General features: G+C 59.7%; 17 protein-coding genes. 6 read left to right on the plus strand and 11 right to left on the minus strand.

The window, feature by feature from the left end; translation table 11 throughout:
• Window positions 1-168: 168 nt before the first annotated feature.
• From iolB to iolG, 8 genes are all read right to left on the minus strand, one after another.
• Window positions 169-975 (minus strand): 5-deoxy-glucuronate isomerase, encoded by an 807-nt coding sequence (gene iolB, locus ACW9UQ_RS16010; RefSeq protein ID WP_458932021.1) that lies wholly within the window; start codon window positions 973-975, stop codon window positions 169-171.
• A gap of 17 nt (window positions 976-992) precedes the next feature.
• Window positions 993-2,162, minus strand: a complete 1,170-nt coding sequence (locus ACW9UQ_RS16015) for a phytanoyl-CoA dioxygenase family protein (RefSeq protein ID WP_458932022.1) — start codon at window positions 2,160-2,162, stop codon at window positions 993-995.
• A 28-nt stretch (window positions 2,163-2,190) separates the two neighbouring features.
• Window positions 2,191-3,090, minus strand: a complete 900-nt coding sequence (iolE, locus tag ACW9UQ_RS16020; protein WP_458932023.1) for a myo-inosose-2 dehydratase — start codon at window positions 3,088-3,090, stop codon at window positions 2,191-2,193.
• Complete coding sequence (gene iolD, locus ACW9UQ_RS16025; RefSeq protein ID WP_458932024.1) at window positions 3,087-4,919, minus strand: 3D-(3,5/4)-trihydroxycyclohexane-1,2-dione acylhydrolase (decyclizing); 1,833 nt, start codon at window positions 4,917-4,919, stop codon at window positions 3,087-3,089. Before iolD ends, iolE begins: the two co-directional genes overlap by 4 nt.
• Window positions 4,920-4,977: 58 nt before the next feature.
• Window positions 4,978-5,796 (minus strand): ATP-binding cassette domain-containing protein, encoded by an 819-nt coding sequence (locus ACW9UQ_RS16030; protein WP_458932025.1) that lies wholly within the window; start codon window positions 5,794-5,796, stop codon window positions 4,978-4,980.
• A 1-nt stretch (window position 5,797) separates the two neighbouring features.
• Window positions 5,798-6,901 carry an ABC transporter permease gene (locus ACW9UQ_RS16035; RefSeq protein WP_458932026.1) on the minus strand — a complete coding sequence of 368 codons (1,104 nt, stop codon included), beginning with the start codon at window positions 6,899-6,901 and terminating at the stop codon, window positions 5,798-5,800.
• 74 nt (window positions 6,902-6,975) lie between these two features.
• The gene (locus ACW9UQ_RS16040; protein ID WP_458932027.1) at window positions 6,976-7,896 is read right to left on the minus strand and encodes a sugar ABC transporter substrate-binding protein; all 921 of its coding nucleotides are present in this window, start codon (window positions 7,894-7,896) and stop codon (window positions 6,976-6,978) included.
• A gap of 95 nt (window positions 7,897-7,991) precedes the next feature.
• Window positions 7,992-8,990 (minus strand): inositol 2-dehydrogenase, encoded by a 999-nt coding sequence (gene iolG, locus ACW9UQ_RS16045; protein WP_458932028.1) that lies wholly within the window; start codon window positions 8,988-8,990, stop codon window positions 7,992-7,994.
• A 165-nt stretch (window positions 8,991-9,155) separates the two neighbouring features.
• Between iolG and ACW9UQ_RS16050 the strand changes: the two genes are divergently transcribed.
• From ACW9UQ_RS16050 to ACW9UQ_RS16070, 5 genes are read left to right on the plus strand one after another with little or no spacing between them, the layout of a single operon-like run.
• The gene (locus ACW9UQ_RS16050) at window positions 9,156-10,520 is read left to right on the plus strand and encodes an SWIM zinc finger family protein (protein ID WP_458932029.1); all 1,365 of its coding nucleotides are present in this window, start codon (window positions 9,156-9,158) and stop codon (window positions 10,518-10,520) included.
• 1 nt (window position 10,521) lies between these two features.
• Window positions 10,522-11,853, plus strand: coding sequence for a DUF5691 domain-containing protein (locus ACW9UQ_RS16055; RefSeq protein ID WP_458932030.1), 1,332 nt, complete (start codon window positions 10,522-10,524; stop codon window positions 11,851-11,853).
• 11 nt (window positions 11,854-11,864) lie between these two features.
• Entirely contained in the window at window positions 11,865-12,944 is a 1,080-nt protein-coding gene (locus ACW9UQ_RS16060) for an ATP-binding protein (RefSeq protein ID WP_458932031.1), read from the plus strand.
• On the plus strand, window positions 12,944-15,202 hold the full coding sequence (locus ACW9UQ_RS16065) for a DUF5682 family protein (RefSeq protein ID WP_458932032.1): 2,259 nt from the start codon (window positions 12,944-12,946) through the stop codon (window positions 15,200-15,202). Before ACW9UQ_RS16060 ends, ACW9UQ_RS16065 begins: the two co-directional genes overlap by 1 nt.
• Window positions 15,195-16,391 carry a VWA domain-containing protein gene (locus tag ACW9UQ_RS16070; protein ID WP_458932033.1) on the plus strand — a complete coding sequence of 399 codons (1,197 nt, stop codon included), beginning with the start codon at window positions 15,195-15,197 and terminating at the stop codon, window positions 16,389-16,391. The genes ACW9UQ_RS16065 and ACW9UQ_RS16070 overlap by 8 nt, the downstream gene beginning before the upstream one ends.
• A 22-nt stretch (window positions 16,392-16,413) precedes the next feature.
• Here the strand turns inward: ACW9UQ_RS16070 and ACW9UQ_RS16075 are convergent, their stop codons facing one another.
• Together ACW9UQ_RS16075 and rocF are read right to left on the minus strand one after the other, a co-directional pair.
• Window positions 16,414-17,466 (minus strand): ornithine cyclodeaminase, encoded by a 1,053-nt coding sequence (locus tag ACW9UQ_RS16075; protein WP_458932034.1) that lies wholly within the window; start codon window positions 17,464-17,466, stop codon window positions 16,414-16,416.
• Window positions 17,463-18,383 carry an arginase gene (gene rocF, locus ACW9UQ_RS16080; RefSeq protein WP_458932035.1) on the minus strand — a complete coding sequence of 307 codons (921 nt, stop codon included), beginning with the start codon at window positions 18,381-18,383 and terminating at the stop codon, window positions 17,463-17,465. The genes ACW9UQ_RS16075 and rocF overlap by 4 nt, the downstream gene beginning before the upstream one ends.
• Before the next feature lie 87 nt (window positions 18,384-18,470).
• Between rocF and ACW9UQ_RS16085 the strand changes: the two genes are divergently transcribed.
• Window positions 18,471-18,914: an Lrp/AsnC family transcriptional regulator gene (locus ACW9UQ_RS16085; RefSeq protein ID WP_458932036.1), complete on the plus strand. Its 444-nt coding sequence runs from the start codon at window positions 18,471-18,473 to the stop codon at window positions 18,912-18,914.
• A gap of 37 nt (window positions 18,915-18,951) precedes the next feature.
• On the opposite strand, the gene ACW9UQ_RS16090 is transcribed toward ACW9UQ_RS16085, so the two are convergent.
• Window positions 18,952-19,152, minus strand: a 201-nt coding sequence (locus ACW9UQ_RS16090) for an integrase core domain-containing protein (protein ID WP_458932037.1), incomplete at its 5' end; no start/stop codon positions are given.

The following is a 19,152-nucleotide window of genomic DNA, read 5'->3' on the forward strand; positions in this document are numbered from 1 at the left end:
TCCCGAATATCCAGTGATAGCGATTTGCCCATGTTCCACCTCCAAATATAGTGAATCACAAAATCCGCATCGTGGGAATCCCACCGATTCAGATTTCAAGGACGGCGCTCTAGCGCAATCAAATAGCGGGCTTCATGTGTGGCTTGCGTTTAGACACTGCCTGACGCTTCAGGCGTCGCGGTCCATGATCCACTGAACCGCTGGATCAGCCTGAAACCGCCATTTTCGCAATGGGCCTGCCATGACGTTCAGGTAGTACATCTCGAACCCATATGGCGTGCCGCAGGGGTGGTGACCCCGGGGGACCAGCACGACATCGCCGTCTTTGACGGCCATGGTTTCGTCCAGGCTGCCATCCTCGGTATAGACGCGCTGGATGCCAAACCCGCCCTTTGGGTTCAGGCGGTGATAGTAGCTTTCTTCCAGATAGGTGATGCGGGGGAAATCATCCTCATCATGGCGATGGCTGGGATAGCTGGACCAGTGGCCGTTGGGTGTGAACACCTCTGTCACCAGCAGGCTGTCGCAGTAGTCTTCGCCTTCCATCGCGATATTGTTGATAAAGCGGGTGTTCGTGCCCTTGCCGCGTTCGGTCAGGGTGATCCCGTCCGGTCCGATCCGCCGGGCCTGATGACCGCCCTGGCCCGGTGCCGTGCAGACCGCGATTGTGCAGTCGGTCGCAGCCACGGCCTGCCAATCGGTCCCGTTTGGCAGGTAAAGGCAATGCGGCGGCGTTTTTTCAAACACATCCATGCGGTCGCCCAGCACGCCCCACGCCTGCCCGGCGCCAGTGATTTCGGCCTTGCCTTCGACCATGACAAGGATCACCTCACGATCGCCCGTTGCCTCAGCCGCGGTTTCGCCAGCCTTCAGGTGATAAAGACCGAAACCCACATATTGCCACCCCGCCCGCTCTGGCGTAATGTTATGCACCTTGCCGTGCGCGGCGGTCGGCTTGCGAAGAAGATCAGTCATGGCTTGGGAACCTTTCGTTATGCGCTTTGGCGCTGGCACAGCGCATCAAGGGCTGCGTTCAGCCGGGCCTGATCCCAGCCGTCATCAATCGCCTGTCGCAGGATATCGGCCTGAGTTTGCGGAGCGTTGCCGCCAACGGGCGGGTCGGTGTCCAGATTGGTCGGAAAGGAATATCCCTCTGCCGTTGCACCGATCGCGGCGGCCAGTTCGGCGTCATTCAGACGCTGCCCGGTCAGCGCCGGAAACACCGCCCGACACATTGCATCATGATCGACGGCTTCCATCGCCCGCCCGAACGCCGATGAAACCTGCAAAAGATTGACCATCCGGTGGATATCGGCGCTGCGGTTTTCGCCGGCCGCATGAAACAGCGCAGGATTAAAGAAAACCGCATCCCCCTTGCTAAGGGGCAGTTGCACGCAAGTCTCTTCGAAATATGCGGCAAACGCCTTGTCGTGAAACGCAAGATAGCCCGGGCCGTAAAGTTGCGAAAACGGCAGTAACTTGGTCGGACCGCTTTCCAGCGGCATGTCCACATGTGCGATGGCACCCTGCAGCGTCAGGCTGGCGGTTAACTGGTGCGCGTGCGCGGGAAACCGGGCGCTTACCTCTGCGGTCTGAAAACCAAGGTGGTAATCGCGATGCGCCTGCTGGGCCTTGCCCCCGGGCCGCACCTGATTGACCTGTGCGGTCATCTGGTAATGCGGGCCAAGCCATGCCTCACATGCCGCAGCAACCGATATGTTCCCGAAGTAGAGTGCAAAGCCCTCAGGATCGCGCAGGCAGTGTTTCTGCAGCGCATTCCAGATGCGGTCATTTGCGCCCGAGGCCGCAAAATGGTCACCTTTGCCCGCATTGACCTGCTGCTCTTCGGCGATGATCGCGGTGAACACATCCGTTGCGCGGTCGATAACTGACCGATCCGGATAGGCCTGCTTCAGAGCAATCACCCCGGCAGAGTTGCGCAGGACATGACCCCATTCCGTCAACAGTTTGCGACGCGTCGCTGCATCCTTAAGCATCGGGCGCAAAACGGCCATGTCATAGACCGGCACATTCTTTTCGACAGCCGCCGCAAGTGGCACATCTGCGGTGTTCAGGCTTTGCGCTGTCAACGCCCTGAAAGCATCCAAATCGCATGACCCGTGATCATAATACCCGGCAGTTTCAGACGTCTGATGCCGCATCAGCGCAACCTCCCTTTTTGTCGCCCGCTTAGGTCGCGATTGCCAGACCCGCCTTTGCGCAGACATCGACGATATGCGCGTATCCCATGCGGGAATATTCATATGGCGGGGCCTTGGCCGGGTCCTGTTCTGCCTCGACCACGATCCAGCCCTCATACTCCATGGCCTTCAGCGCATCTGTGACGGCCTGAAAACCAATGCAGCCATCGCCCGGTACGGTGAACGCCCCGGCAATCACGGCATCCAGGAAGGAGCGGTTGTTGGCGCGGACATCGCTGACCACATCGGGGCGAATATCCTTGAAATGCACATGGTGCACCCGGTCGCCCCAGCGGTTCAGCGTGGCCATCACATCGCCGCCGCCAAACAAAAGATGCCCGGTATCAAAGCACAGGCGCAGCTCGGGGCCGGAGCCTTCCATCAGCCAGTTCACATCATCTTCGCTTTCGATGATGGAGCCCATATGATGATGATATGCCATCGGCATGCCCTGATCCGCCATCCACTTGGCCAGCTCGGTCAGTTTTGCGCCATAGGCCAGAACGTCATCCCGCGACAGTTTGGGGCGATTATTGACCGGCACATCCATCTGGCCCTGCACGGTGTTGGAGCATTCGGCATAAACGATGCACGGGCTATTCAGGGCGACAAACTGCGCAACCTGCTGACTGACGGCAGCTTTTTCGGCGGCAAAGTCATTGACCAATGACGCGCCAGAGCACCATCCGCCGCAGAGCGCGATGTCATAGGTTTCCAGATAACCGCGCAGCCCGTCCGTGTCCTGTGGCATCCGCTGGCCGCGTTCGACACCGGTATAGCCGATCTCACGCGCTTCTTTCAGCGCCTGTTCCATGGTGAAATCCGTCGTGATGTCGGGCAGATCGTCGTTTTGCCATGCAATCGGGGATATGCCGATTTTTACGCTCATTGCTCGTTTCTTTCTTTCAGAGCCGCTTCATAGGCGGCGCGCTTTTCATTGACCTCTGACCGGGTTGAGACCTCGGGCACGCCAACCTCCCACCAGGTGCCGCCATGCTCGGTCGAGGGGTAAGGGTCGGTGTCGATCACAACCACATAAGGCCCCATGATGCCGTGCCGTTTGGCAAGGGCGGCTTCAAGGTCGGCGATACCGGACACCTTGACCGCCGTTGCCCCCATCGAGGCCGCATGTGCGGCAAAGTCGATCGCGGAGGGTGTTTCATGAACTGCATGATCCAGAAGGTTGTTAAACTCCGCCCCGCCGGTGCCCATTTGCAAGCGGTTGATGCAGCCAAAACCACGGTTATCGGTGACAACCACAGTGAAGTTGATGCCCATCATCGCCGCTGTAGCCATCTCGGAATTGGCCATCATATAGGTGCCATCACCGGTAAAGCAGATCACGTCACGGTCCGGCTGGGCCATCTTGATGCCCATGGCCCCGGCGATCTCATAGCCCATGCAGGAAAACCCGTATTCCATGTGATAGCTGCCAGGTCGGCCCGCTTTCCAAAGCTTGTGCAGCTCTCCGGGCATTGTGCCTGCAGCGCACATAACGACGGTATCCGGGCCAGCCCCGCGCTGAACCGCGCCCACAACCTGCATATCGGTGGGCAGCTGGTTGCCATCGGCCGGGGCATTGGTCAGCGGGTCAACCTTGGAGAACCAATCCGCCTTGGCTGCAGCAACATCGCCCGGGGCTTTGTGGTCGGTCAGCGCTGCGCCAAGGGCCTGCAATCCGCGCAACGCGTCGGCCAACAGCGGTTCCGCCCCGTGTTTGGCGGCATCATGCGGGGCGACGTTCAGGCAGATCATGCGCCGGTCGGGGTTCTTGAACAGACCCCAGCTGCCAGTGGTGAAATCCTGCAATCGGGTGCCAACCGCCAGCACAAGGTCTGCCGCCTCACACCGGTCATTGGCCGGGGCACCGCCGGTGACACCAATCGGACCAAGGTTCAGTGGATGATCCCAAGGCAGGACCGATTTGCCCGCCTGCGTTTCCGCAACGGGGATATTCGCCTGCTCGACCAAATCACGCAAAGCTTCGGTCGCGCCGGAATAATGCACGCCGCCGCCCGCGATGATCACCGGAGTTTTCGCCGCACGTATTGCAGCAATCGCATTGTCCAGTTCCACCTGATCCGCACCGATCCGGCGTTGCCGCCAGACGCGCGGCTCAAAAAAGCTGACCGGATAGTCATACGCCTCGGCCTGCGTGTCCTGACAAAAGGCCAGTGTGACCGGTCCGCAATCGGCAGGATCGGTCAGAACCCGCATTGCGCGCGGCAGGGCGGTCAACAAATGCTCAGGCCGTGAAATGCGGTCAAAATAGCGGCTGACCGGGCGGAAGCAGTCATTGGCGCTGACCGTCCCGTCGGTAAAATCCTCGATCTGTTGCAACACTGGGTCAGGCCCGCGTGAGGCAAACACATCCCCCGGAACAAACAGCACCGGCAGGCGGTTCACATGTGCAAGGGCCGCTGCCGTCACCATATTGGTCGCCCCCGGCCCGATGGAGGAGGTTACCGCCATTGCCTGTTTGCGGCCCGACTGCTTGGCATACGCAATCGCCGCATGGGCCATGGTCTGTTCGTTATGGCCACGATAGGTCAGCAGCGTATCCTGTGCGTGATACAGCGCCTCCCCCAGACCGGCGACATTGCCATGACCGAAGATGGCCCAGATACCGGCCATGAACCGGTCGCCATCCTCGTTCATTTGCGCGGACAGATACCGCACCATGGCCTGCGCGGCCGTCAAACGGATCGTTTTCGACATCGCAATCACTTCCTTTGAGTTCCCGCAGGTCGCAAATTGCACGGCCCGCCCTGATCTTTCAGACAGTTCCGCCCAGCGAACCTTCGAGTTGTGCCATCTCCTGACCGCCGGCCATCATGTCCTGCAATTCCTCGGGGCTGATCTCGCCGCGTTTGGCGGTGCCAAGCGTCTTGCCGCGGTTCAGCACGGTAAAGCGGTCCCCCACAGCCAGCGCATGGCGGACGTTATGGCTGATGAAAACCACGCCGACACCCTGATTGCGCACCTTGTCGATGGTTGCCAGCACGTTCGAGGTCTGGCGCACCCCAAGGGCAGAGGTCGGCTCGTCCAGGATCAGCACTTTTGCACCGAAATAGACCGCGCGTGCGATGGCCACCGTCTGACGTTCCCCGCCCGACAAGGTGCCCACAGCCTGATCCGGCCCACGCAGGTTGATGCCCATCCTGCGCATCTCATCCATGGTAACCTGATTGGCCGTCTTGGTATCAAAGCGCTTGAATGGCCCCGATCCCTTTGTCGGCTCCCGCCCCATGAAGAAATTGCGGGTCACGCTCATCAGCGGGATCATCGCAAGATCCTGGAACACCGTGGCAATACCCGCCTCCATCGAGTCGCGGGGCGTGTTGAAGCTCATGGGGCGACCTTCGAAAAAGATCTCCCCCTTGGTTGGCTTATGCACACCGGACATGGTCTTGATGAAGGTGGATTTGCCCGCACCATTATCGCCCAGCAGGCAATGACACTCCCCTGGGCGCACATCGAAAGAGACACCGGCCAAGGCAATGATGTTGCCGAAGTGCTTTTCGATATCCTTCATCTGCACGATGGGTTCGGCATCGGTGGGGTCATCATGGTGAAACTTGCTGTCAGTGGTCATGTCAGCGCTCCCCCGTCACACGTTTGCGTATGGCGTTGTTGAACAGAACCGCGATCAGCAACATGCCGCCCAGGAAGACCTGGAACCAGTCCTGATCAAAATCGGTATAGGTCAGGCCGATAACCACCATGCCAAAGATGATCGAGCCGAAAAACGCCCCGATAGCCGAACCATATCCGCCGGTCAGCAAACAGCCCCCGATGACGGCGGCGATGATCGCCTCGAATTCCTTTTGGAACCCGCGCCGCGCATCGGTTGATCCGGCATCCAGCACAGTGATGATCGCCACCAGCGCGGCACAACAGGCCGTGACCATAAACAATGAGATTTTGACCGAACGCACCGGCACACCAGAGTTGGAGGCCGCATTCGCATCCCCGCCCGCAGCAAATATCCAGTTGCCCACCGGTGTGCGCAAAAGGACATAGGTAGCCAGCAGTGCGATCACCACGAACCACAGAATTTCAACCGGAATACCCGGAACTTTCGGATTGCCGTTCTTGAACGTATCGACCAGCCCGTGTTCCGCCAGCCAGGCGAACAGGCCCGTGAAAGCATCCCCCGAGAAGAACGGTGCCAGCCAGTCGCCTTCGACCGCTTCGCGCGTGCCGCGCAACTGGGTCGAGCCGCCAGTTGCGGCCTTCAGGCCCACAAGCGACAGGCCCCGCAGGATAAACAGAAATGCCAGCGTGACGATAAAGGACGGAAGGCCGGAGCGTATCACAATATTGCCGTTGATGGCCCCGACGCAGGCCGCAAAGACAAAGGTCAGCGGGATAGCTGCCACCAGCGGCAGGTTCCAGTTGACGATACAGGCGCCAAAGAACAGACCCGCAAAGGCGACCATCGACCCGATGGACAGGTCAAACTCACCACCGATCATCAGCATCGCTGCACCAATGGCCAGAATGCCAAGCTGTGCAGCGGGCGTCATGAAGTTCATGATGCCCGAAACCGTGAACATCGCGCTGTCCGCGGTGATCAAAAAGAAGATTGTAACCAGAACAACGCCCGCAATCGCGCCAAGTTCCGGTCGTTTCAGAAGCCGAGAGACCAAGCCTTCGCTTTTGACCCTCTCATCGGCGGCAGGCGTATCGTTCGGCATGGCCGGTGCTCCTGTCATTGTTCAATACTGGGAAAAGGGGCGCCGCGATGCGACGCCCCCGCAGGCAGCAAGATTTAGCGAATGCCTTTTGCCGACAGTTCGATCACCTGACCGGCTTTGTCCGCTGTGATCAGGTTCGGGCCAGACGGCACGTTGCCACCGGGCATCAGACCATATTTCGCATGGTTGGCCAGGAAGACGACCGGCAGGTAACCCTGCAGGAACTGTTGCTGATCAATGGCAAAGGCCGCGTCACCATCAACGATCGACTGCAGGAAGTTGGCCGACAGATCGAACGAGGCCACCTGCACGTCACGGCCAGAGGCTTTCGCCGCTGCAACAGCAGGTTCACCGGCCAGGCTGGCACCCAGCGCCATAACGGTGTCGATGTCTTCGTCCGACGCCAACGCAGCGGAAACCTTGGCTTCGATTTCAGCTGGGTCGTTGGTGGTTGGCAGAACGGTGACATCATTTCCAAAACCATCAGCGAAGCCTTGGCAGCGCATATCAAGTGCGACGTTGCCAACCTCGTGGTTCACGCACAGACCTTTGCTGCCACCCATCTCAGCCAGCTTTTTGCCTGCGGCAAGACCTGCGTCATATTCGGACTGACCGACATGCAGCGCTGCGCCAAGGCTTTCTGCCACATCAGAACCGGAGTTCATCGAGATAACCGGAATACCGGCCTCTGCCGCGCGCTTGATTGAGGGGCCAAGCGCATCGCCATCGGGGATGGAGACGACAATGCCGTCAGGCTCCTGGTTGACCGCAGCGTCAATCAGCTGCGACATCGCCACCATGTCAAAGGTCTCTGGCGCACGGTAATCTACATCGGCACCGGTATGCTCGGCCGCCAGTTCAACGCCGTTTTTCACAACCGACCAGAACGGGTCATTTGCCTGGCCATGGCTGACCACGATGATGTTTTGTGCCATTACGGGCGCTGCCACGGCCATCGCCGCCGCTGCCAGTGCGCCTTTTACAAACTTCTTCATTGGTTCCTCCCATTTGAAGTCTTGTTAATCTGTGCGGCCCAACGGGCCTCGTTCACCCGGTTGCCCCGGATATCTGTTTTGCGCAGATCTGCGGCTTACCCCACATCTGCCAGGTTTACGGTCTGTCCGCCTTGCGCGGACTGTGTTGCGGCCTCGGCCATGCGCAAAGCGTCGACACCATCTTTCAATGTGACCGGCATGGGCGCACCTGTCTTCAGCGCATCCACGAATGACGCCCATTCCGCCTGATAGGCGGGCATATAGCGTTCAAGAAAGAAATAGGTCGGTTTTGCGCCGGTCACACCGTCTGCGGTTGATTTTATAACGGTGTTCTCCAGCATGTTCTGCGCTTGCAGCAGGCCCTCTGACCCCAAAAGCTCTATCCGCTGATCATAACCATACGCCGCCCGCCGCGAATTCTTGATCACAGCGATACGCCCATCTGCATAGGTCAGCGTGACGACCGCCGTGTCCACATCACCTGCAGCCCCAATGGCCGGATCAACCACCGAGGACCCCTTGGCCGTTACACTGACAGGCGCATCGCCCATGATGAAGTTCACCATGTCGAAATCATGGATCATCATATCCCGGAACAAACCGCCAGAGACCTTAATATAGTCAACCGGCGGCGGGGCCGGATCGAATGACGTGATCGAAAGCAGTTCCGCCTTGCCGATCTCACCAGCCTGCAAAGCGGTCTTAAGCGCGCCGAAACTGGGGTCAAAGCGCCGGTTAAAGCCGATCATGACCGGCTGTCCGGTAGTCTCAACGCTGGCCTGACAGGCCATGGCGCGTTCAAGGCTCAGATCAACAGGCTTTTCACACAATACGGCCTTGCCAGCCTTGGTCGCCGCCTCGATCAGATCGGAATGCGTGTCGGTCGGGGTCGCGATCAGTACGGCGTCAATCTCGGGGTCCGCAAGAATGTCATCGGATGTCCGTGCTTTGGTTCCGAACTCTGCAGCAAGCTTTTCGGCATTCTCTGAAAAAGCGTCTGATACAGCGCATAGCATGCTGCTATGGTGCGCAGAAATCGTGCGTGCATGTACATTCCCGATCCGCCCTGCACCCAGCAAACCAACTTTGAGCATCTGTCTCGAATCCTTGTTTCGCACGCCAGCATGCCAACTATTGCAACCGGTTGCAATAGTCAAAGCACGACGAAATCTGCGCCCCTGAACGATGGGCTGACCCCGCCACGACAGACAAGGGTTGATAAGTGCGGCAAGCCTGTTACCACTTCGCGCAGGATGACCTTGACCACTGAAACAGTTGCAGCACTTGCCCCTGATCAGGCCTCTCTCAAAGCGGCCTCAAAGCTGATGAGTGCTGCAAAATGGCCGGTGCGGGAAGCGGACGCGAACGCGAACCTTGTCTGGGGCGAATGTCAGGGGTCCGGTGCAAACCCTTACCGGACGGTTTTTGACCTTACCGATCAGGGCTATAAATGCACCTGCCCGTCGCGAAAATTCCCCTGCAAGCATGCCCTGGCATTGATGTGGATGTATGCCGAGGCTCCGGCTGAGTTCGATGCAGGAAGCGTGCCCGAATGGGTCAATGACTGGCTTGGGCGGCGGCGCAAGACCGGCGGACCAAAGGCAGAGACATCGACCGAAGGCAAAAGCCTTGCTGAGGCACGCGCAGCCGAGCCTGAAAAGCCAGAGGACCCCAAGGCCATCGCCCGCCGCAAAGCCGCGGCAAAAAAACGTGCGGCCGAGACTGAGGTCATCCGCCTTGGTGCCATGGATGACCTTGAGAATTGGATCGCGGACCAGCTGCGCAATGGTCTTGGCACCCTTCTTAACGATCTTTCGGCGCGCTGCCGTGCGATTGCCGCGCGGATGATTGATGGCAAGGCCGGGGCGCTGGCAGGTCAAATTGACGAAATTCCCGCCCGCATCATGGCATTGCCGGGCGAAGAGCGGCTGGATGCGCTGGTCAGCCAGCTAAGTAAACTGGTGATCCTGGCCCGCGCCTACCGTTCCGATAGCACAGCACCAGATATCCGCCGTGCCGTTGGAACGGCAGAAAAACGAGAGGCGGTGCTTGAGCATCCCGATGCCCTGCGCCTCAAAAGCCATTGGGAAGTCGCCGGAGAACGGATCGTCACGCGGCGCGATGATCTGGTCTCGCAATCCACCTGGTTGATGAACCTGCGCGATGAGGGCCCGCGTTTCGCGCTGTTGCTGGACTTTTTCTCGATCACGGCCGGGCGGCGCAGTGGCGCTTTTGCCAGCGGTGAGCAGTTCGAGGCAGAGCTGGTGTTCTATCCCGGACAGGCACCGCTGCGGGCCGTGCTAAACGACCGCGCCGGGTGCAGCCGCGCGCCCTGGCCGACACCGAACCCAACACCGCTGGCGGATGCCGCCGCTTTTGAGAGCCAGATACCATGGAGCGAAGAGGCCCCGATATTGCTGCCCGAAGGCCGGATCGCCAAGGCGGCCAACAATGCGCCCTGGTGGATCGCGGCAAAGGGAGGCCTGACCCTGCCTGTGGATCAGATGCCGCCTGTGGCGCTTGAGGGCATGTTGCTGGAAAAGACGACTGCACTTTGGGACGGGGCACGCCTGTCGATCCTGTCGGCGCAGACGAAATGGGGCCGTGTGTCGCTGGATGGATAAGATGCTGTCTGACATTGAGGCGCTTAAAGCCCGCTGGATGACAGGTGCCGATACCGCGGGCGCAGGCCCGGAGGACTGGCAAGACATGGACCCCCTGGCGCAGCTTGCCCTTGCCGGGCAGTTCACCCGCATCGCAACCCGTCCCGGTGACGCCAGCAAGACCAGCGTGCGGCCCGAGCTGCCTTCGCTGGCGCTGCCACCACTTGCAGACGAACATCGACCATTGCTGCGCAGAGCGCTGGAAAGCAAGGAGGTTGAGGGCATCGACCTTGTGACCCTGCTGGCCACGCGCGGATATTGCGTCAATCCGTTGGATTGGATGCCCAAACGCAACGACGCAAGCCTGCCGCCGCTTTATACCCCGTGGCGCGACTGGCTGGAAGGCGGCGGTACCGAGGCAGGGCTTTCAGCGGAAACCTGGGACGATCAGCCACCGCATTCCCGCTATGTCGATCTTGAGGGCCTCCACCGCGCTGATCCCGATGCCGCCCGGACCCTGATCGCGGGGGTTGCCCCTACAGTCGCAGCAGATCAGCGCTTGCGGCTGCTGGACTGCCTGCGCCCGGCGCTGACCAGTGCGGATGTCCAGCTGCTGGAAATCTTTCTAACGGACCGATCCTCCAAGGTGCAGGCGCTGGTCAAAACCCAGCTGGCCCGGCTTGGGCGACTGTCTGAGGACGAAGATGCCGAGGCGGCGGCCGAAGTCCCCGATTATCTGCAATCTCAAAAGTCCGGGATCCTGTCACGCAAGGTTGTTGTGACCGGCCGCAAGCTGAAAACCGACGCACAGCGCAGACGGCGGCGCGATATTCTGAGCCGACTGTCGCTTGACCGTCTTTCGGCTGCGCTTGACATGACACCGGATGAGTTCATCGAACGGTGGGACTTTGGCGAAGCCAATGACGAAGTTAACGCCATTGTTGCCGCTACTGGCACGGATACGCAGGTGGAACGGCTGCTAGAACGCTCTATTGCGCAGGCGGACCCGACGCCCTATCTGCTGCTGGAGCGGCTTTCGCCGGAACAACGCATGACCATTGGTCTGGGCATTCTGGCCAAAGATGATTGGCGCCTTGAGACCGCCCGGCAATGGCTGAACAAACCCGATGGCACAGCGCCGTTAACGGCGCTGCCAGCCAAGCTGATCCCCGAGCTGATCAAGCAGATCAACAATGACGCGGCAGCTGACCATCAGATCGGCAGCGTGCTGACTTATCTTGGCATGTTGCTGGATCGGGCGGCTGCCGCTGCCTTGCTGGAAAAGCTTACGCAAGCGGGTCTTCTGCTTGTTGACCCCCGTCTTACCCTGTTGCGCCTGAATGCGGCCCTTTGAAGGAAATTCCGATGTCTGACATGCTCCGCCGTCCTGCCGAAGAAACCTATGCTGCCGAACTGGCCGCTCTGAAAGCCGGGGATGACGCGCCCAAGCCGGAGGGCTGGGCGCTGTCACCGCAAGCGGCGGTCACCTATCTGATGGGCGGCAAAGCCAAGGACGGGACCGAGATAACCGCGAAATATGTTGGCCAGAAACGGCTGATTGAGACCGCTGTCGCAACCCTGGCAACCGACCGTGCGCTATTGCTGTTGGGCGTGCCTGGCACGGCCAAATCCTGGGTGTCAGAGCATATCGCCGCCGCCGTTTCAGGCGATTCCACCATGGTCATCCAATGCACCGCCGGGACCGATGAAAACCAAGTGCGGTATTCGTGGAACTACGCACAGCTTCTGGCCAATGGGCCCAGCCGCGATGCGTTGGTCCCGACCCCGCTGTTTCGCGCCATGGAACAGGGCAAGACCTGCCGGCTTGAGGAACTGACCCGCATGGGGTCGGACGTGCAGGATACCCTGATCACCGTTCTTTCGGAAAAGATGCTGCCAATCCCGGAACTGAATGACGCAGTCTATGCCACACGCGGCTTTAACGTGATTGCCACCGCCAATGACCGGGACAAGGGGGTGAATGACCTGTCTGCCGCCCTGAAACGCCGGTTTAATGTCGTGGTCCTGCCGCTGCCCGACGATATGGACGAAGAAATCGCCATCGTAACCAAGCGCGTGGGCGAAATGGCTACCTCGCTTGAGCTGGCCGCGCCGAAAAACGTGCAGGAAGAGGTGGCGCGCGTGCTCTCCATCTTCCGCGAATTGCGTCAGGGGGAAACGCTGGATGGCAAGACAACGCTCAAGTCACCCTCCGGCACACTGTCCACCGCCGAGGCAATCGCCGTTGTGGTCGGCGGGTTGTCCCATGCAACTTTCTTTACCAAAGGCGACCTGTCCGTCGAAGGGCTGGCACCTTCTGTGATGGGGGCCATCGTCAAGGACCCGGTGCAGGACAAGACAATCCTTGAGGAATATCTTGAAACGGTGCTGAAAACCCGGCGCGGCTATTCCGACTATTACAGTGTGATGACTGACCTGCTCTGATGCCTGCTGAGGTTACATATCTTGGTATCCGCCACCATGGCCCCGGCTCTGCCCGCCGGGTGATCGAAGCGCTGGATGAATTGCGCCCGGTGGAGGTGCTGGTTGAGGGGCCAGCGGACCTGTCGGACCGGTTAGCGCTGTTGGCCGATGAAGCGATGGTGCCGCCCGTTGCGCAACTCGCCTATCCCAAGGACACGCCGAACCGGGCATTTTTCTGGCCTTTCGCGACGTTTTCACCGGAATATCAAGCCATCCGATGGGCTTTGGCACGGGATATTCCGGTGCGGTATATTGACCTGCCTGTCGCCTGGCGACTGCCAGAGGCCGAACCCGAAGACCATGACACGCCTGAAGAGGCCACAAATACCGATCCTGCGCCGGAACCCCATGAGTCCGACTGGGACCAACGCATCCGCATGGACCCGATCGGCATACTGGCCGAGGCGGCCGGATACGAAGATGGCGAAAGCTGGTGGCGCGACGTGATCGAGGAAAACCCCGATCCCGGACCGGTCTTTGCAGCCGTGGGCGACGCAATGGCCGCCCTGCGCCAGGATGAACCGCCCTTACCCCGCTTCGAAGCAGCGCGCGAGGCGCATATGCGGCTGGAAATCGCCAAATCAGCCAAGGCCGCAGGCGGACCGGTCGCAGTGGTTTGCGGTGCGTTCCATGTTCCGGCACTGCGGGCAAAACACACCGCCAAAGATGATCGCGCCCTGCTCAAGGGCGGACCAAAGGCCAAAACCATAGCCACCTGGGCCCCCTGGACCTCGCCCCGGCTTGCGTTTGCGTCGGGCTATGGCGCTGGGGTGGCGGCGCCAGGGTGGTGCAAACATCTGTGGGATAACCCTGGCCCGCAACAGGCCAGCATCTGGGTCGCCCGCATCGCGCGGATGCTGCGCGAAGAAGGCCAGATCGTTTCCACCGCGTCGCTGATTGAAACCGAACGGCTGGCGACCGCGCTTGCCGCTGTCCGGGGTCGCCCCCGCGCCGGGTTTGAAGAGCTGCGCGAGGCGACGGTGGCCTGTCTTTGCTATGGCGATCCGATCCTATGGACCCTTGTGGAAAGCAAGCTGATCCTCGGCAATGAGGTCGGGTCGATCCCCAGCACTGTCCCCTCTGCCCCGCTGCTTGACGATTTGCAGCGTCAGCAAAAGAAGGCGCGGCTCAAGCCAGAGGCGCTGGAAAAGGAACTGTCGCTTGATCTGCGCAGCGATAGCGGGCTTTTCCGCTCAACGCTTCTTCATCGCCTGACAGTGCTGAATGTCCCCTGGGGAACCCTTGGCACGGCTGGGCGCAGCCGCGGCACGTTCCGCGAAAAATGGCAGCTGCGGTGGGAACCGGAATACGCCGTGGAACTGGTCGAAAGCCTTGTCTACGGCACGACCATCGAAACCGCAGCCTCTGGCCGTCTTACCGCCCGGATGAAAGAGGAAACCACGCTGGGCAAACTGGCGAACCTGGTCTTCGGGGCTTTGACCGCGCAACTTCCTGATGCGGCTGCAAATGGCACGGCCCGGCTTGCGAAACGGGCGGCTCAGACCAGTGACTGCCGGGAGTTGCTAAGCTCCCTCGGCCCAATGGCGGATATCATCCGCTATGGCGAGGCCCGCGTGGTCGATGCCGAAGCCCTGACCGCGCTGTTTACCCGTATCGCCACGCAAAGCGCGATCCAGATGCAATACGCCGCCCGCGGGCTGGATGCCGAGGCCGCGCAAGACTTCGCAGAGCTGCTGAAACAAGCCAATAGCGCATTGCGTCTTGTTGCGACCGAGGATCTGAGCGCGCTTTGGACCGATGGGCTTACCAAGATTGCCAATGATACCAAGGCCGCGCGTCTTGTCATGGGAACCGCAGCGCGGATGCTTTACGAAGCTGACGAAATGACGCCGGAAGACGCCACCGCACTGTTGGGCCGCATGCTGTCCCCCGGAACGGCCGTTGCAGATGCCGCCGCGTTCTTCGAAGGGTTCTTCTACGGGGCAGGCCAGCGTTTGCTGTATGACGATGCGCTCAGGGATTGTGTTGATGCATGGATCGTCTCGCTTGATAAGGAGACCTTCACCGAACACCTGCCGCTGTTCCGCCGCGTGCTTTCGGAACTGGACAGGACCGAACGCCAGCGCCTGTTGGATGCCTTGTTCGGGCGCCAGGCGTCAGGCACCGGGCGGGTGCTGTCGGAACATGCAGCAGAGGTTTGGCCTGCCCATTTTGACGCGCTCAAAGCCATCCTGACGAAAGGGGGCCGCGATGTCTGAGGATGACACAGACCGCGAACGCCGCTGGCGTCTGGCCATTGGCGGCGAAGATGAACAGCTGGGCGCTGAAGATCAGCGCCTGTCCCGGGCGCTGACCATGCTCTATGGCGATGAGGATGATCAGCAGGGCGGCAAGCGCCGCGCAGGGCTGGGCCGTTCGGCCCCGGCAGTGTCGAAATGGATGGGTGACATCCGCGAGTTTTTCCCCTCGCCGGTTGTTCAGATCGTTCAGAAAGACGCGCTTGAACGCCTTGGCCTGCAACAGATGCTGATGGAGCCGGAGTTCCTTCAGGCGGTTGAGGCAGATGTGGACCTGGTCGCCAACCTTATTTCACTGCGCAACGTGATGCCGGAAAAGACCAAGGACACGGCGCGCAAGGTCATCGCCAAGGTGGTTGCCGAGCTTATGAAACGGCTTGAACGCAAAACCGCCGAGGCCCTGCGCGGTGCGGTGGACAAGGCCAAACGCACCAGCCGGCCGCGCTTTGCCGATATCGACTGGCCGCGGACAATCCAGAAGAACCTGCACACCTGGCAGGAAGCACATCAGACCATCATCCCGGAACGGCTGGTCGGGTTTCAGCGCAAGCAACGCCGTATCGTGGATTTGGACGAGGTGATCCTTTGCGTAGATCAATCCGGCTCTATGGCGCCATCCGTGATTTACGCATCCATCTTCTCTGCCGTTATGGCATCGCTGCCGGTGGTGAAAACGAAACTGGTCTGCTTTGACACAGCGATCCTTGATCTGACCGATCAACTTGCAGACCCGGTCGAGGTGCTTTTCGGTGTGCAGCTTGGCGGCGGCACGGATATCAATCAGGCGGTCGCTTATTGCGAGGATAAGGTCGAAGCGCCCAGTAAGGCGCATCTTGTGCTGATCACAGACCTTTATGAGGGCGGAAATCAGAATGACCTGATTGCCCGGACCCAAAGGCTGATCGGATCAGGCGTGAATGTGATTGTCCTGTTGGCACTGTCAGATCAGGGTAAACCTTCTTACGATCCGACCATTGCGGGTCAGATCGCAGCCATGGGTGCGCCTGTCTTTGCCTGTACGCCCGATCAGTTCCCTGACCTTATGGCCGCCGCATTGCGCCGCGATGATATCCATGGCTGGGCGGCAAGTGCGGATATCAAGGTCATCGCCCCGGATGATGGTGCGCGAGACGAGGTTGGGCGCGCTTAAACACCCCAAGATCGTGGCCCGTTTATTGGTCCGGGCTGGCCCGCATCAGCATACCAAACAAATCGCGGGGGTCGTCGGGGTCTGCGACCAGATCCAGTTCTTCGAAAAAAGGCGTGTTCTGGATCGCCTGATACACAGTTATAAGCGCGGAAAAATCCTCAACCGCGAAGCCGACACTGTCAAACAGCGTGATCTGGCGTTCCGATGTCCGGCCTTCCGCCGTGCCCTGAAAAACGCGCCACAACTCGGAGACCGGGTGATCTTCGTCCAGCTGCTGGATTTCCCCCTCGATCCGGGTCTGGGGCAGGTATTCCGCAAAGATGTCAGAGCGCAGAAGAATGTCCTTATGCAGCTCTGTCTTGCCCGGGCAGTCACCACCGATTGCGTTGATATGGACCCCCGATCCGACCATGTTATCGGTCAGGATTCGTTGGTACTTTTTATCCGCCGTAACCGTCGTAATGATCTGGGCACCCTCGATCGCTTCCTGAGGGCTTGTGCATTTGATGACAGTCAGGCCATGCCCCTGAAGGTTGGCGGCGCATTTCTCTGTCGCCGCAGGGTCGATGTCATAAAGACGCACGGTATCGACGCCGCAGATGCGCTTGAAGGCTAGGGATTGGAATTCAGACTGCGCCCCGTTGCCGATGACCGCCATGGTCTTTGCATCCTGCGGCACAAGAAACTTGGCCGCCAGCGCCGACATGGCGGCAGTGCGCAAGGCGGTAAGAAGCGTCATTTCCGAAAGCAGAACCGGATACCCTGTATCCATGCGGGACAAGAGGCCAAAGGCCGCGACGGTCTGCAAACCACTTTTCATATTCACCGGGTGCCCATTGACGTATTTGAAGCCGTAAAAGTCCTCATCCGCGGTGGGCATCAGTTCAATGACGCCGTTTTCGGAATGGGCCGGAACACGCGGGGTCTTGTCAAACGTCTCCCACCGCAGGAAGTCGCTTTCGATGCGGTCTGCGATCCGGGCCATCATCTCTTCCAGGCCAACGGAATGCACAAGACGCATCATGTTCGCGACAGAGACAAACGGGACCATTGCCTTTTCAGAAGGTGCAATCATGCGTGGCTCCAGGTTGGGCGGTCAAAGATCCGGCGTCCGAATAGAGAGGCACAAAGGTCAACCATCAGGGTTGCCGTCTTGCCGCGGTCATCAAGGATGGGGTTGAGTTCAACCAGATCCAACGAGGTCACCCGCCCGCTGTCACAGAGAAGTTCCATGGCAAGATGCGCCTCGCGTTCGGTTGCCCCGCCCGGAACGGTCGTGCCGACGGCCGGTGCGGCTGACGGGTCAAGGAAATCAACATCAAGCGAGACATGCAGCAGGCCATTGGCGGCCACGACCCGGTCAAGAAACGCAAGGATGGGTGCCTTGATGCCATGTTCATCAAGCGCGCGCATGTCGGCGATCAGCGCACCGCCATCTTCCAACGCCTGTTTTTCGGCGGGGTCGACAGACCGCAGCCCGACAAAACCCAGACGATCCTGCGGCACCGGTTCCGGAAACGTCGGAAACCCGTCAAAGCCGTCCCGACCGGCGATATAAGCCATCGGCGTCCCATGAAGATTACCCGAGGAGGTTGTCTGGGGCGTGTGATAGTCGCTATGCGCATCAAGCCACAGCACAAACAAGGGCCGGTCTACGGCCTTTGCATGGGCCGCCATGCCCGCAACCGAGCCCAGCGACAGCGCGTGATCGCCGCCAAGAAAGACCGGCACACCGGTTTCTGCGGCTTTCTGACCTTCGCGCGCAAGGCTGTGGGTCCAGCCAATATTCTGACCTAAAGCATAGATCAGCGCGGGGCTTTCCATGTCAATCGGGTCGGGTGTCAGGTTGCCCCGGTCCTCGATCGTGTGACCAAGGCTCTCTAAGGCCTCCACGATACCGGCGGTGCGAAACGCATCAGGTCCCATTAGGCAACCCCGCCTGCGTTTGCCGCAATCGACTGGCGCACCAAGAATGATAATATTTCTGCTCATACGCCGAGAGATGCGTGTTTTAATGGATAGCGCAAAACCGCAAACTGATCTATTTTTGATAAGTAGTGATCAAAATGAGCACCTAAAATGGACAAATTGGATAAGTCACTGCTGGCGGAACTCCGGCGCAACGGTCGGGCCAGTATCTCGGAACTGGCGCACCACCTGCAGGTGACCCGCGCAACCATCCGCAAGAGAATGGCGCGCCTGGAAAGCTGTGGGGAAATAACGGGTTACAAGGCCGTGACCCGCGGCGACGGTATTGCCCATGCGGTGCGCGGACAGATGATGCTGGGGATTGAGGGGCGCGGGACCGAGCGGATCATCATGCGCCTGCAGAACATGCCCGAAGTGCAGGTGATCCACACAACCAATGGTGCCTGGGATCTAATCGTCGCACTTGGCGCCGACACGCTTGAGCAACTCGACCAGGTTCTGTTCGCGGTGCGGAAACTCGAAGGCGTGACCAGATCAGAAACCAGCCTGCTTCTCTCAACCTACGAGCCAGGTCGAAGCAAAGCGCTGCGATAGCTAAGACCGGCAGCACACGACCCACGATTTCGCCTTATCACAGCACTTTTGGTGCCGAGGCGATCAGCTTTTTGGTGTAGTCATTCTTGGGGTCTCTAAACACCGTCTCGGCGTTGGCATAGCCCAGAGCACTGTGTGGTCGTTTGGTATTGTAGTGTTTCCTCCCTTCTTCGATGATGATTTGGGCTTCGCGTAGCGTGTAGAAGACCTCCCCGTTCAGCAGTTCATCCCTGAACCG

The organism is Halovulum sp. GXIMD14793 (assembly GCF_054457435.1).